Annotated in this window: 12 protein-coding genes; 11 read left to right on the top strand and 1 reads right to left on the bottom strand. The window is 53.0% G+C overall.

The genetic code is table 11. The annotated features are described in order from the left end of the window. From HMPREF3192_RS00300 to uvrB, 11 genes are all read left to right on the top strand, one after another. Positions 1–1278 carry an ABC transporter ATP-binding protein gene (locus tag HMPREF3192_RS00300; protein WP_082715488.1) on the top strand — a complete coding sequence of 426 codons (1278 nt, stop codon included), beginning with the start codon at positions 1–3 and terminating at the stop codon, positions 1276–1278. Positions 1279–1397: 119 nt separating this feature from the next. Continuing rightward, positions 1398–2705 (top strand): peptidase T, encoded by a 1308-nt coding sequence (pepT, locus tag HMPREF3192_RS00295; RefSeq protein WP_082715487.1) that lies wholly within the window; start codon positions 1398–1400, stop codon positions 2703–2705. Between the two features lie 99 nt (positions 2706–2804). After that, positions 2805–3917, top strand: a complete 1113-nt coding sequence (locus HMPREF3192_RS00290; protein WP_082715486.1) for a zinc-binding metallopeptidase family protein — start codon at positions 2805–2807, stop codon at positions 3915–3917. A 294-nt stretch (positions 3918–4211) separates the two neighbouring features. After that, on the top strand, positions 4212–5189 hold the full coding sequence (locus HMPREF3192_RS00285; RefSeq protein WP_066304336.1) for a glutamate ABC transporter substrate-binding protein: 978 nt from the start codon (positions 4212–4214) through the stop codon (positions 5187–5189). A gap of 209 nt (positions 5190–5398) precedes the next feature. Beyond that, on the top strand, positions 5399–6058 hold the full coding sequence (locus tag HMPREF3192_RS00280) for an amino acid ABC transporter permease (RefSeq protein ID WP_156422799.1): 660 nt from the start codon (positions 5399–5401) through the stop codon (positions 6056–6058). Further along, positions 6055–6906 (top strand): amino acid ABC transporter permease, encoded by an 852-nt coding sequence (locus HMPREF3192_RS00275; RefSeq protein ID WP_066304334.1) that lies wholly within the window; start codon positions 6055–6057, stop codon positions 6904–6906. Before HMPREF3192_RS00280 ends, HMPREF3192_RS00275 begins: the two co-directional genes overlap by 4 nt. A gap of 75 nt (positions 6907–6981) precedes the next feature. Continuing rightward, complete coding sequence (locus HMPREF3192_RS00270; protein WP_066304332.1) at positions 6982–7755, top strand: amino acid ABC transporter ATP-binding protein; 774 nt, start codon at positions 6982–6984, stop codon at positions 7753–7755. 112 nt (positions 7756–7867) lie between these two features. After that, entirely contained in the window at positions 7868–8644 is a 777-nt protein-coding gene (locus tag HMPREF3192_RS00265; protein ID WP_066304331.1) for a gamma-glutamyl-gamma-aminobutyrate hydrolase family protein, read from the top strand. Continuing rightward, a complete protein-coding gene (coaE, locus tag HMPREF3192_RS00260) occupies positions 8641–9297 on the top strand; it encodes a dephospho-CoA kinase (RefSeq protein ID WP_082715485.1) in 657 nt (218 codons plus the stop codon). Before HMPREF3192_RS00265 ends, coaE begins: the two co-directional genes overlap by 4 nt. Continuing rightward, on the top strand, positions 9278–9883 hold the full coding sequence (locus HMPREF3192_RS00255) for a lytic transglycosylase domain-containing protein (protein ID WP_066304329.1): 606 nt from the start codon (positions 9278–9280) through the stop codon (positions 9881–9883). The genes coaE and HMPREF3192_RS00255 overlap by 20 nt, the downstream gene beginning before the upstream one ends. A 35-nt stretch (positions 9884–9918) precedes the next feature. Beyond that, complete coding sequence (gene uvrB, locus HMPREF3192_RS00250) at positions 9919–12204, top strand: excinuclease ABC subunit UvrB (RefSeq protein WP_082715484.1); 2286 nt, start codon at positions 9919–9921, stop codon at positions 12202–12204. Between the two features lie 50 nt (positions 12205–12254). On the opposite strand, the gene HMPREF3192_RS00245 is transcribed toward uvrB, so the two are convergent. Further along, positions 12255–14168 (bottom strand): NAD(P)/FAD-dependent oxidoreductase, encoded by a 1914-nt coding sequence (locus HMPREF3192_RS00245; RefSeq protein ID WP_231723309.1) that lies wholly within the window; start codon positions 14166–14168, stop codon positions 12255–12257. Position 14169 lies beyond the last annotated feature (1 nt).

The following is a 14169-nucleotide window of genomic DNA, read 5'->3' as shown; positions in this document are numbered from 1 at the left end:
ATGACGAGAAGACAAAACGAACAGGTGAAACAAACTCCACAGCAGGTTGAGCCAACCTCCGCCGCACCCAGTACAGGCGAGAAAAATCTTGAAGGCGCCGATGTTGTTCTGCGCGTGGAAAACCTGCAAAAACAGTACCCCATCAAGAAGGGCTTTTTTGCCAAGGCTGCCCAGGTCGTGCATGCGCTGGAGGGCGTATCCTTTGAGCTGCGCCGCGGTGAGACCTTTGCCATCGTTGGCGAATCTGGCTGCGGTAAGTCCACTACTGGAAAATGCATTTTGCGCCTGACCGAACCAACGTCTGGCAAGGTTTACGTGGGTGACCAGGAATTTACAAGCCTGCGTGGCAAAATGCTGACCCAAGCACGCCAAAAGCTCAAGCTCATTTTTCAGGACCCCTACAGTTCGTTGAACCCGCGCATGACGGTTGCCGATATTATCGCCGAGCCCATCGACATCGCGGGCGTGTGCAAAACAAGACAGGAGCGCGAAGCACGCATCGAAGAGGTTATGCAGGCCGTTAACCTCGACCTTTCGTATAAGTATCGCTACCCGCATGAGTTTTCGGGCGGTCAGCGCCAGCGCATTGGTATTGCTCGTGCCATCGCGCTGCTTCCCGAAATTATCGTCTGCGACGAGCCCGTCTCGGCACTGGACGTATCGGTACAGGCAAAAGTCATCAATCTGCTTAAGGACCTGCAGGCTAAGCTTGGCCTCTCGTACATTTTTATTAGCCACGATCTGTCGGTCGTCAAACATATTTCCGACACCGTCATGGTGATGTATCTGGGTCACGAGATGGAGCTCGCGAGCAAAATGGCACTCTTCGATAAGCCCTTACATCCGTACACGCAGGCCCTTCTCGACGTCATTCCGCGCATTGCGCACGAGCGCATCGCTGACAAGCGCATCTTGCAGGGCGACGTTCCCAGTCCCACCAATCCGCCCGCGGGTTGTGTCTTTAGCACCCGCTGCGGTCAATGTATGGCAATATGTAAAGAGAAGATTCCCGAGCTTGTGGAGGTCGAGCCAGGGCATATGTGTGCCTGTCACCTATACGATAAGAATCTGACGGAGGCGCAGCGCAAGCTCTCGCTGCACGAAAGTCTGTTGGCACAGCGTGCACACGATGCGCAGCTTCGTTCGGCTGCTGCTGACGAGAAGACCGCGTATGGCGAGAAGACCGCATATGCTGCACTGTGTAGCACCAAACACGTCGCACCGTGTCGCGCTCAAGTCACAACAGCATGTAGCACCTTACAAGCACAAGAAGCATAAAAGCAATGTGCCCATGCCGCACCTGCGGTTATGGGCGCGTTTCGCGTACGGAAGCATCATCAAAACGCATTAAGAACATGCCAAAGAGCAAGCAATTTTGAGTACAGAAAGGTTGTTGTATGAGTACTCCACAAACTGACACCCAAACCGCCGCCGCGCCCAACACCACCACCGACACCGCGCGCAGCTACGTGGTCGACCGCTTCATGAAATACTGCGAGATCTCTTCACAATCCAACCCACTGACGGCCGAAAACGTTCCTTCGACCAAGACACAGTTTGAGGTTGCACGCCTCGTGGCCGATGACCTGCGCAGCCTTGGCGCACACGAGGTAGTCCTTGATGACCACTGCTACCTGACTGCTTTTTGGCCTGCGTCCGAAGGTGCCGAGGATTTGCCGACCCTAGGCTTTTGCTGCCACGTCGATACCGCTTGGCAAAGCTGGGGCAATCCTACGCGCCCGCAAATCAAGCGCTACGAGGGTGGTAAACTGGTGATCGGCTCCGACCCCGACGGTAAAGAAGTCTATGTTTCGAACAAGACGAATCCGCAGCTCAAGCACATGGTGGGGCAAGACATTGTCTGCTCCGACGGTAGTAGCTTGCTCGGTGGTGACGATAAGGCCGGCGTGGCCATGCTCATCGCTCTTCTCAAACGCTTGAAGGATAATCCCAGCTTGCCGCATCCACGCCTTGCCTTGGCCTTTGTGCCCGATGAGGAAATTGGTCACGGTGCAGCGCTTTTGGATCTTGAAAAATTCGGCGCTGATTTTGGCTACACCATCGACGGTGGCCCGCTGGGCGAGTTTTGCTACGAGACCTTCAACGCTGCGGAAGTCTTTGTGCGCGCCAAGGGTCTTTCGGTTCACACGGGCACGGCGAAGGGTGCGATGATTAACGCCGCTGAGGCCATCATGAAGTTCCACCAGATGATCCCTGCTCAGGAGCGTCCCGAATACACCGAAGGCTACGACGGCTTCTACTATTTGGAACGCATGAGCGGAGAATGCGAGAAGGCCGCAGCTGATTACATCATCCGCGATCACGATAAAGCTCTTATCGAGAAGCGCAAACAAACCATGCGCGATGCTGCGGCGTTCTTAAACCTCCAGTACGGCGAAGAGGTTTTGACCGTGAGCGATCACGATCAGTATTACAACCTTGCTGATGTTATTACCAAGCCCGAGTATGCTCACCTTATCGAGAATGCCCGCAAGGCTTATGCGTCGGTCGGAAGCGAGATGAAGTGCATCCCCATGCGCGGCGGTACCGACGGAAGTCAGCTTTCCTTTAGGGGTTTTGCCTGTGCAAACCTTTCGGCGTGCTACTACAACGGTCACGGCGTGCGCGAGTTCGTACCCGTTTCGGAGCTTGAGGCCATGGTTGATATGCTGCAGTACCTTGTTGGGCTGTACGCACAACCATAAAAGTAAGCTCAGTCTTCGCTGATCTTATCGGCAGCACTCACAACATCTGGGTACCCACGCCCAGCAATACGCGTCACACACGACTCAAAAGGAAGCTTTATGACAGATACGGTTAAAGGTACGCTCATAGATGCGGACACAGCACAGGCGCTCGACAAAACCTATGCGGTTGATAAAAACGGCCTCATTACCAGCGTACGAACGCTCGTGTCCTACGATAGCCCCGTTGGCTACTACCCCGAAATTCACGCCTATCTCAAGCAGTGCCTTGCTGAGCTGGGCTACGACAGCTACACCGACAACAAGGCCACCGTCTACGTTCGCGTGGCGGGTGCCGATTCGTCAAAAACTGTGTGCGTCGGTGCCCACTTAGACACCATCGGTCTTATCGTCCGCGGCTTTAACAACGATGGCACCCTGCGTGTGCGCCAGCTCGGTGGTATCAACTACCACTCCATCGAGGGTGAGACGGTGCGCATTCATTGCCGCGACGGGCGTGTGGTTGACGGGCAGGTAATTTGCAACAAACATTCGGTGCACGTGTTTGAAGACGCTAAGGTCGAGCCTCGTGACGAGAATACCATGAGCATTTCGATCATCGGCGACGTCAAAACTGCCGACGATGCGCGCGACCTGGGCATCACGCCTGGAGCAATTGTGGCTGTTGATCCGCATTTTGTCGCCTATGACAACGGGTTTATTGTCAGTCGTTTTCTTGACGATAAGGCCGCGGTGGCGGTGCTGCTGGATACTCTGCAGTGGATTGCTGACGAGAAGATCACGCCCGCTTTTGACACCCTGTTTGCGTTTCCCATTTACGAGGAGATCGGACATGGTGCGTCCTTCGTGCCTGCCGAGGTGAGCGAGTATGTCGCGCTGGACATCACGCTTATTGGCCCCGATTACGATAGCAACGAGCACTCGGTGGGCATTATTGCCTCCGATTTTAAGGGCCCCTACGATTGGGATCTGACCAACCAGCTCATTGCTGCGGCGCACAAAGTGTGCGATCCCGACAAGTTCAATACGCAGGTTTGTTTCCACTATTCAACCGACGCGAACGCGGCCTACTGTTTGGGTAACGACATTAAAAGCGCAGCATTTGGCATGTCGTGCACCAATACGCACGGTCGCGAGCGCTGCCATGTGGATGCACTTGTGCAGACGGCGCGTCTGACTCGCGCCTATGTGGAGGGTTTGCATCTGGCGTAAGTTTAAAGTAAGCCAAGGTTACCCGTGGAGCTTCTGTAGATTTGTATAAGCTTTATGAGCTATTTTGTTACAGGCAAGCGCGGTTTCGCTGCGCTTGCCTCGTCCTGCCTGCGATAAAACAACCCCATTTTCCTGTGTAAATAGAATATTTGTAACGTAAGGGAATCCTAAATTGCGGCCTTGCTTTTGTTAACAAATGTAAATACCTACAAAAATAGGGAATATAATGCTTGTACGCACAGCTTCGTGTAATTGCAGGTAGTAAGCTATGCTTACTTTTTTGAGAGGAATGGCATGAAAAAGTTTTCTGACCTCATGATGAGCAGGCGTCAAGTTCTTGCTGTCGGTTTAGGTGGTGCGACAGCAGCAGCGTTATTCAATCTGGCTGGTTGCAGCCCTGAAGACAAAACTCCACAACCTGCAAAACAAAGCCAAGCTGCTTCTCCTCAACTTGATGTTGCTGCCTACGACGAACTTATCGCCAAGGGTGCCGTCGCTTCTGACGATGATATTAAAGCCTCTGCCTGGGCAAAGAAGATTAAGGATGCGGGCACCTTCCGCGTCGGTGGTGTAAAGACTTCCATGTTGTTCGCCCTTCTCAACGAGAAGGACAACAAGGTTCGCGGCTTCGACGCTGGTCTGTATCAGCTGCTGACCCGCTACATTTTGGGTGATGAGAATAAAAATCAAGTCACGCAAGTTACGTCCGATACCCGTGAGTCGGTATTGCAAAACAACCAGGTTGATGCCGTATTTGCAACCTATTCCATCACTGATGACCGCAAGAAGGTCATTTCCTTTGCAGGACCGTACTACACGTCTCAGCAGGGCATTTTGGTCAAGGCCGACAACAAGGACATCAAGGGTGCTGACGACTTGGCTGGTAAGACCGTAGCGGTACAGTCTGGCTCCACTGGTCCTAAGATCGTTGCCGACATTGCTCCCAAGGCAAAGATGCAAGAGTTCACCACCGATGAAGAGGCACGTACGGCGCTTGAGCAGGGCCGTGTAGATGCTTACGTCATTGACATCACCATGCAGACAGGTTCCATGGTCAAGAATCCTGGCAAGTATCGTCTTGCGGGCGATGCCTTTGGGCCTAAGGATGACTATGGTATTGGTCTGCCTTTGGACTCCGACGGCGTTGCCTTTGTCAATGCCTTCCTCAAGAAGCTTATTGAGGAAGGTACCTGGGATAAACTGTGGAAGATCGCCATCGGTGACCGCGCGGGCATTAAGAAGGCTCCCGAGCACCCCACCATTAAGGCTTAAGGATTTCAGGCTTAAAGATCTTCTCTGCACAGGCGTAATACGATAAAATAAAGAGCACTCTTTAAAGGGTACGAACATCGTTATCATTCTTTATTTTTACGCCTACGATTGTTGTTTACGACATGCGAGTCCTTCGTGTTTGTCATCGCACGGAGGACTCGTCATGTATACAACTCGTTATGTACAAATGTATAAGAGGGAGGTGCACGTTGAGTCTGTCAGAACTACTCGCAACTTATGGTGATTTATATGTACAAGCGCTCTTGACCACCTGGCATATGACGCTTGTTTCGTTTGCTGGCGTCATGGTCGTATCGATGGTCATAACCGTTTTGCGAGTTAGCCCTCTTAAGCCGTTGCGTATGGTAGGGGATTTGTACGTTCAAATTTTTCGTAACATCCCTGGCGTGTCGCTGCTCATTATTTGCGTTTACGCCTTACCGAATCTCAAAATTATTATTGATTATCGCGAATGCGTCATCATTACCACGATTTTAATTGCGTCCGCCTTTGGCTCGGCGAATTTTATGAGTGGTATTAACACCATTGGTGTTGGGCAGATAGAAGCGGCGCGCTCGTTGGGTTTATCCTTCATGCAAATGCTTCGTCTGGTGGTGATTCCGCAGGCGCTGCGTTCGTCCATCCTGCCCATGACCAATCTGTTTATTGCCGTTATGCTCACCACGGCCTTAGGGTCTCAGGTACCGCTGTTGCCCAATGAGTTAACGGGTTTGGTTTCGTACATTAATACGCGCTCGGTGGGTGGCATTTTGCCCTTTGTGGTTTCGGCTTTGGGCTATGCCTTAACGGCGTTTGTCATTGGTTTTGCTGGTGATAGGCTCGATAAGAAAGTGAGGATTTTGCGATGAACACGTCAAGTGCTTCCACATCCATGCGCGACGTCCTCTACGAGCAGCCAGGGCCAAAAACGAAGCGCGCAATGTATATTGGTACCGCAATTGCTTTAGTGCTGGTGACGGCAGCAGCCGCAGCTATTGTGTGGCGTTTTTACATTACGGGTCAACTTTCGGCGCGCTACTGGAGCTTTTTTGGACAGTGGACAACCTGGCGCTTTTTAGGCGAAGGGTTTATCGGCACTCTTGAAGTTTCGATCACAGCGGGCATTTTGTCGCTGTTTTTGGCGCTATTCTTAATGCTTGCACGCTGCAGCAAAGTAGCGCCCCTGCGTTTTGTGGCGCGCATCATTATTAACTTCTTTAGAGGTGTGCCCAGTCTGTTGCTGATTTACTTCTTCTTTTTGGTGGTGCCGCAATACGGCATTAAGCTTCCGACTTTTTGGATGCTGACCTTGCCCATTGCCTTTGCTGCCTCGGGAGTTTTGGCGGAAGTGCTACGTGCAGGTATGAACGCCGTACCGCAAGGCCAGCGCGAAGCAGCGATTTCGTTGGGCATGAGTCGCATGCAGACGACCTTTAAGATTGTGTTGCCGCAGGCCATCCGCTATGTCGTGCCTTCGTTGATCTCGCAGCTCGTCGTGGTGGTAAAGGATACGACGGTTGCCTATATTGTCAGCTATCCAGATTTGTTGCAAAACGCACGCGTGCTTATCAGCAGTTATGATGCGCTGGTTTCGACCTATTTTGTGATTGCGCTTATCTATATCTTGTTGAATTACACCATTAACCAGTTCTCGGTGTACTTGGCGCATCGTAGTGGCACGCAGGTTTTGGGCCGCTCGAATGAAGAGCCGCTCTAGCGCTCCGAGCCGTACGAGCGCCTTGATCGCCTTCTGCGCGCTAAGCCCGTTTTTGCTGTATTGGATTGGATTATCATGACTCACGATATTGCTACACATACCTCGCATGCCTCGACTCCCGTCATCGAGATGTGTGACGTGCAAAAATATTTCGGTAAGCTGCACGTATTGCAGGACATTAATCTGTCGGTCGAGAAGGGCGAGGTTGTTGTTATTATCGGCCCCTCGGGCAGCGGTAAATCAACGCTGTGCCGCACCATCAACCGCCTCGAAACCATTGATGCTGGCCAGATTTTTATTGATGGCGAGCCTTTGCCACTCGAAGGTAAGGATTTGGCACGCATTCGTGCCGAAGTTGGCATGGTGTTTCAGTCGTTTAACCTTTTTGCTCACAAAACCATTTTGCAAAATGTGACCATGGGTCCCATTGAGGTGCTCAAAAAGGATCGCGAGCAAGCTAAAGCCGAAGCGCTCGATCTACTGCGTCGCGTTGGTGTTGCCGAGCAGGCATCCAAGGTTCCCGCACAGCTTTCGGGCGGACAGCAGCAGCGTGTGGCCATCGCTCGTTCGCTAGCCATGCATCCAAAGGTCATGCTTTTTGATGAGCCAACCAGTGCACTTGATCCCGAAATGATCAACGAGGTGTTGGAAGTCATGGTTGAGCTTGCCCATGATGGCATGACGATGCTGGTCGTGACTCACGAAATGAACTTCGCGCGCCGTGTTGCAAATCGCGTCGTATTTATGGCAGACGGATGCATTGTTGAGCAGGGGACCCCTGAGCAATTCTTCGAGCACCCGCAATCCGAGCGCGCATGCGAATTTTTGCAATCCATTAAAGGACACTAAACACAATTGACGCTAACCGCAGGACTTCTCGACGCAGCGCTCAGATGCGCTTCTTGCACAGCGCCGTCGCCTAAGTCCGTTGACACACAAACATGAAAGGGTAGGTAGCTCTATGTCCGACGTCGCAGTTTCCCGCCGGCCGGTGATTGGCGTTCCCGCTCGCTTTATTGACCCCGGTTTTGATCACGAAACCTGCGAAAATATTTCTCCGCGTGAGTACATCGATAGCGTTTTTGCCAATGCCATTATCGCCGCTGGTGGTGCGCCGCTGCTGTTGCCCTTAACGGAGGACCCCGCACTCATTCGTCAGTATTTTGATCTGTGCGATGGTATTGCGTTTCAGGGTGGACAGGATGTTGAGCCAGCGCTCTTTGGGGGTGACCCCGACTACGATAAGGGGCTCTTGTGTCCGCAGCGTGACAAGTACGAGCTTGCGCTTATGCATTTAGCGCTCGATGAAGATAAGCCCCTCATTGCGATCTGCCGTGGCATGCAGTTGCTCAACGTCTGCCTTGGTGGAACCTTGAGCATGAATTATAAGGAGCTCGATACCCCTGACGGCATGGTACACTGGCGCCATACTGGCATTTTGCGCGCCGCTGCCCATCCCGTGGTGATCGACGAGAACTCGCTTTTGGGGCGCATCGTGGGTCAAAAGACTGCCCAGGTCAATTCTTGCCATCACTGCGCCGCGAAGTATCTTGGGCAAGAAGCGGTGCTGGTAGCAGAGGCGACGGACGGCATTGTCGAAGCCATTGAGGTTCCAACCAAGCGCTTTTGCCTCGGCCTGCAGTGGCATCCCGAGTACACCTGGGAACAGTTCCCCGCCGATAAGCGCATCTGGGATGGCTTTATTGCAGCGGTAGTTGCCGCTCGGGACGCCTCATGACGCGCGTCAACTTTGACAGAGTCCTTGATCGCACACCGTATCTGGTATTTTTAGCGGGAAGCATCGCTTCGGGCAAATCGAGTGTCCGAAGGATGCTTTCTGATCTTGGCGCGAATTGTCTGAGTCTCGACGATATTGGTCATGACTTGCTGCATAAAGACGATAAGGTAAAAACCCAGATCGTGGCACAGTTTGGTGATGAGGTCTATGATCGCGCAAGTCAAAGCATCAAGCGTGACGTGCTTGCGGACAAGGTTTTTGGACCAGATGAAGCGGCAGCAGCGCGCCTTGCGCAGCTTGAAGCCATCATGCTTCCTGCCATTAAAGCTGCCCTTCTCGATAAGCTCAAGACGCTGGACATCTCCTCCTGTCGTATTTGTGTAGTCGAAGTTCCACTCTTGCATAAAGTTGAAGATCTACTGGACACACCCGATGAAATTCTCGTTATTGACGCACCCTTTGGCCTGCGACTTGAGCGCGCTCAAGAGCGCGGTATGTCACGCGACGATTTTATCGGCCGCTCGCAGCATCAAGCTTCTGCCGCGTGGCTTGCCGACCATGCTGATACTATAATTATCAACACGCGAAGCGTTGACGCGCTTGCTTTACAGGTGCAGGCATGGTGGGAGTCTCATGAGGATCTTTGGTCGTAAAAAATTACGATTCTTTCGGTGGTTCCGAATACTTCCGCTGTTGGTGCTTGTTGTGCTGGCAAGTTTTGCCTACGCTTTCGAGATGATTCCTGCAGCGGTTGCGCGTCCGTGGGTCGCACCCGTGAAGTACAACGACGCCGTTGTAGCGTCTGCGGCGCGCCATAATGTTGATCCGTATTTAGCCTGCGCTGTAATTCGTTGCGAGTCTAATTGGAATCCGCAAGCGCAGTCGAGCGTCGGGGCAAAGGGGCTCATGCAGCTCATGCCTAAAACCGCGCAAGAGCTTGCCGATCTTCGTCTGGTGGACGGCAAAGCCTACGACCCAAAAAATTTGTTCGATCCAAAAACCAATATTGAATACGGCTGTGCTTACCTTTCCTACCTGCAAAAACGCCTTAAAAAGACCGATAAGGTCATCGCGGCATACAATGCGGGTATCGGCAGAGTCAAAAGGTGGTCTGCCAATCTTATTGATGATGAGCGTTTTAAAGAGACGATTTCGTATCCCGAAACGGCACTGTACGTAAAACGGGTAGAACTCTCATATGCGGAGTATAAACGTTTGTGGCCGCAGGGCATTGCGTAGCCACAGCTTTGTGTAGCGTGAGGGGAGGTGCTGCTATGGAACAACACAAGGACGAGCAGTATAGCGCCGCCGACCAGCAGCATCGCGCCGACTTTGAACATACGCGCCGCCAGCACTTGGGAGCGCAGCTGAGGCGCTTTGGCGTCACGCATTCCGATGCAAAATTTGAGGTCGTCTCGAAATACGAACCTGCTGGCGATCAACCGCAAGCCATTCAAAAACTTGCCGACGGCATTAACCATCACATGTGCTATCAAACGCTGTTGGGCGTGACGGGCTCGGGCAAAACCTTTACGATGGCAAAAACTATCGAGCGCATCAATCGCCCCACGCTTATTATGGAGCCCAATAAAACGCTTGCGGCACAGGTTGCTAGCGAGATGAAGGAGCTCTTCCCGCACAACGCGGTCGTCTACTTTGTTTCGTACTACGACTATTACCAGCCCGAAGCCTATGTTCCCGCTTCGGACACCTACATCGAAAAAGACTCTTCCGTTAACGAAGAGGTCGAGAAGCTCCGTCACCAAGCAACTGCTAATCTCTTGAGTCGTCGCGATGTTATCGTTGTGGCCTCCGTTTCGTGCATTTACGGTATCGGAAGCCCCGAGGATTACGCGGGCCTTGCGCCCACGGTCGACAAAAAAGTACCTCTCGAGCGCGACGATTTTATCCGCAATCTCATTGACATCCAGTACGATCGCAACGACTTTGAGCTGCTACGTGGTACGTTTCGCGTCCGTGGCGATAGCGTGGATGTCTTTCCGCCTTATGCCGAGAACCCCCTGCGCATCAGTTTTTTTGGCGACGAGATCGAACTTATCGCCGAGATCGACAATACGACGGGGTCCATCCTGCGCGAATTTGATGCGGTGCCCATTTGGCCTGCATCGCACTACGTGACTGAGCGCCCCAAAATCAACCACGCCCTTACGAGCATCAACGAGGAATTGCAACAGCGCCTCGCGGAGCTCCGCCGAGAAAATCGTCTGCTCGAAGCGCAGCGCCTTCAGCAGCGTTGTGCCTTTGATCTCGAGATGCTCGAGAACATGGGTTATTGTAACGGCATCGAGAATTATTCACGTCACTTGGATGGTCGCAGGCCAGGTGAGCCGCCCTACACGCTTATCGATTATTTTCCCGAGGACATGGTGTGCATTATCGACGAAAGCCATGCCACCATTCCGCAAATTCGCGGCATGCACGAAGGCGACCGCTCGCGAAAAACCACCCTTGTTGAGCACGGATTTCGTTTGCCCTCCGCACTGGATAACCGTCCTTTGCGCTTTGATGAGTTTGAGCAGCGTATTAACCAGTTTATTTATGTGTCGGCCACGCCTGGCGACTACGAGCAGGCGGTCAGCGAGCAAACGGTCGAGCAAATCATTCGTCCCACGGGCCTGCTCGATCCCAAAATTGACGTGCGCCCCATCCGCGGTCAAATTGACGATTTGCAGGCCGAGATTGCCAGCGTAGTGGCGTCGGGCATGCGCGTGCTGGTTACCACCCTTACCAAGCGCATGGCAGAAGACTTAACCGAACACCTGCTCGACGCGGGTATTAAGGTGAATTACATGCACTCCGACACCGATACTCTCAAGCGCGTCGAAATTATCGGCGACCTACGCCGCGGAACCATTGACGTGCTGGTCGGCATTAACCTTTTGCGTGAGGGTCTCGACATCCCCGAGGTCGGGCTGGTTGCGATTCTCGATGCCGATAAGGAAGGCTTCTTGCGCAACCGTCGTTCGCTCATTCAGACGATTGGCCGTGCTGCGCGTAACGCAAACGGCCATGTGATCATGTATGCTGACGTTATCACCGACTCCATGCGCGTCGCGATTGACGAAACGCATCGTCGTCGCAGCTTGCAGGAGCAATTCAACAAAGAGCACCACATTGTGCCAAAAACGGTCAAAAAGTCCATCACGGATGTCACGGGCTTTATTACCGATGCTGATAAAAATCTGTCGCAGCGCTCGCGCAAAAATGGCGAGTTCTTTACGCCTGCGAGCGATGTGCCGCACACCTCGTATGCCGAGAAGACCGATGAGGCCTTTGATGACTTCTTGCAGGAATTTGCTAGTTTGGCACCCGATGAGCAAAAAGCATATCTTGTTGCGCTCGAGGCGCAAATGCAAGAAGCGTCACAAGCTATGGACTTTGAACGTGCGGCTGGTATGCGTGATCAGTTGGTGCGCGTGAAATCGTATCTTGAAGGCACGAGCTCCGAACATGTATTGCAGCGCTTACGTGCGAGCGCGCGTTCGGGAAGTCAGTATGCCACGCGCCGCAGTCACGCTCGTCGTCGCAAAAAACATTAAGCGCCCGCTGCGCCGCAACTCTGTTAAGCGCCCGCTGCGTCGCGACTCCGTTAAGCGCGCGCGGCCTGAATGACGGCCCGCGCTACACGAACACCATCGGTAGCAGCACTCATAATGCCCCCTGCATACCCTGCTCCTTCTCCGCAAGGATAGAGTCCTTTGCAGTTTATGCTTTGGAAACTGCTGGCATCACGCGTGATGCGTATGGGGCTGCTTGATCTGGTTTCTACACCCGTGAGCACGGCATCTGCCACGGCAAAACCATGCAAGCGCTTCTCCATAAGGGGAAGGCTTTTACGCAGGGTATCGGTGATGTAGGTCGGCAAACACCCTTCCAACGAAGTCCAGCTCACCCCACGGCTATAGGTAGGCACAATGGATCCTGCTGCACTTGAGGCAACCTTTTGCATAAAATCGCCGACAAGTTGTGCGGGTGCAACATAACTGCCGCCACCACGCTCGTAGGCTGCTTGCTCACATCGGCGTTGTAAATACAGTCCCTCAAGAGGGCTGTCACCAGGTAAATCATCAGGGTAGACATTAGCTAAAAAGCCTGCGTTGGCATTGGTTCCCGCACGCGCTGCAAGGCTCATGCCATTGGTGACCACAGCGTTCTTCTCGCTGGTAGCAGCGACGACATAGCCACCAGGGCACATGCAAAACGAAAAAGCGCTGCGCTTTGTATCCAAGTGTGCAACGAGTTTATACGGCGCCGCTCCTAGGATGGCCGCATCGGCAAAGCGCCCATATTGTGCCTCGTTGATGTGCTGTTGCAGATGTTCGATCCGCACACCCATAGCAAAGGTTTTTCGTTCGAGAAACACCTTGCGCTGCGCCAGCATTTTGAACACGTCTCGTGCCGAGTGCCCGCTGGCAAGGATAACCTTGCTTGTCGCGATGGTCTTCTCGACAGTGCCATTTACCTGTGGGTTTGTGTGTATCACACGCACGCCACGCACGGATCCGTGATTGATGAGCAGCTCCGTCACCTTAGTACTGCAATAGATCTCACCGCCATGCGCGCGTATCTGATCGCAGATGGTGTCCACGACGTTGGGCAAAATGTCGCTTCCAATGTGGGGATGCGCGTTCCAGGAAATGTCGTGCGGCGCACCCGCGTCAATAAAGGTTTTGGTGATAAGCGCATGCAGAGCGCTTTTGGTGCCTGTTGCCAACTTGCCGTCCGAGAATGTCCCCGCACCACCGACACCAAATTGAATGTTACTTTCGAGGTCGAGCTGGCCCGTCTGATTAAAGTGTTTGATGTCAAGCGTGCGTCGCGCGGCGTTGTTCCCGCGTTCGATAAGAATGGGTTTTAGGCCTGCATGCGCGAGGGTGAGCGCACAAAAAAGACCCGCACAACCTGCGCCAACAACAACGATGCGCTCGTCTGAGAGCTCGGGTGCCAGTATTGGTGTGACTGACGAGAAGGTCGCAGGCTCGACAACTTTGTCTGTCGCAGCTTGTGTTGTAATGAGTTTCTCGAAACTAGGCGCTTGTGGCTGCGGCATCCAGCTTAGTTGCCAGCTTTGCCGTGAATTGTATCGCGATTTTGACTGCGACTTATGTCGTGATTTTTGTCGTGAATCGCCCCGCGCTCCGCTTGTATAGTGCTCGACGAGGGTCTTCTCGGCAGCTTCACCTGCGGCCAAGCAAAAACGCACCGTATACAGCAGTTTAACCGAGTTGCGCTTGCGCGCATCAATCGAGCGACGATGGAGCTTGAAGTGTTGGATTTCATGAGGATCAAGCTTGAGTTTATCTGCGAGTATGTCAAGTAGGGCAGACGCCTCAGCATGCGCAAGCGCTGCACGTTTGAGTTGTGCTAGTTCAGCGCGCTCGCCTGCGTGTCCATCAGTGTGCTCCTCAGTGCGTCCAGATGATGCATCGTTGTATGCGTTACTGTTGTGCTGCACAGCTCGAAACGCGAATGGATCAAGGTGTAGATTTACAATTTGTATCATA

Source organism: Atopobium deltae, assembly GCF_001552785.1.
In the GTDB taxonomy this organism is placed as follows: Bacteria; Actinomycetota; Coriobacteriia; order Coriobacteriales; family Atopobiaceae; genus Atopobium; species Atopobium deltae.
This window is presented reverse-complemented; position numbering and strand designations above follow the sequence as displayed.

Excerpts from the sequence above, each read along its gene's own strand:
- HMPREF3192_RS00300 (WP_082715488.1), top strand. The coding sequence starts at position 1 with ATGACGAGAAGACAAAACGAACAGGTGAAACAAACTCCACAGCAGGTT.
- pepT (WP_082715487.1), top strand. The coding sequence starts at position 1,398 with ATGAGTACTCCACAAACTGACACCCAAACCGCCGCCGCGCCCAACACC.
- HMPREF3192_RS00290 (WP_082715486.1), top strand. The coding sequence starts at position 2,805 with ATGACAGATACGGTTAAAGGTACGCTCATAGATGCGGACACAGCACAG.
- HMPREF3192_RS00285 (WP_066304336.1), top strand. The coding sequence starts at position 4,212 with ATGAAAAAGTTTTCTGACCTCATGATGAGCAGGCGTCAAGTTCTTGCT.
- HMPREF3192_RS00275 (WP_066304334.1), top strand. The coding sequence starts at position 6,055 with ATGAACACGTCAAGTGCTTCCACATCCATGCGCGACGTCCTCTACGAG.
- HMPREF3192_RS00270 (WP_066304332.1), top strand. The coding sequence starts at position 6,982 with ATGACTCACGATATTGCTACACATACCTCGCATGCCTCGACTCCCGTC.
- HMPREF3192_RS00265 (WP_066304331.1), top strand. The coding sequence starts at position 7,868 with ATGTCCGACGTCGCAGTTTCCCGCCGGCCGGTGATTGGCGTTCCCGCT.
- coaE (WP_082715485.1), top strand. The coding sequence starts at position 8,641 with ATGACGCGCGTCAACTTTGACAGAGTCCTTGATCGCACACCGTATCTG.
- HMPREF3192_RS00255 (WP_066304329.1), top strand. The coding sequence starts at position 9,278 with ATGAGGATCTTTGGTCGTAAAAAATTACGATTCTTTCGGTGGTTCCGA.
- uvrB (WP_082715484.1), top strand. The coding sequence starts at position 9,919 with ATGGAACAACACAAGGACGAGCAGTATAGCGCCGCCGACCAGCAGCAT.
- HMPREF3192_RS00245 (WP_231723309.1), bottom strand. The coding sequence starts at position 14,168 with ATGATACAAATTGTAAATCTACACCTTGATCCATTCGCGTTTCGAGCT.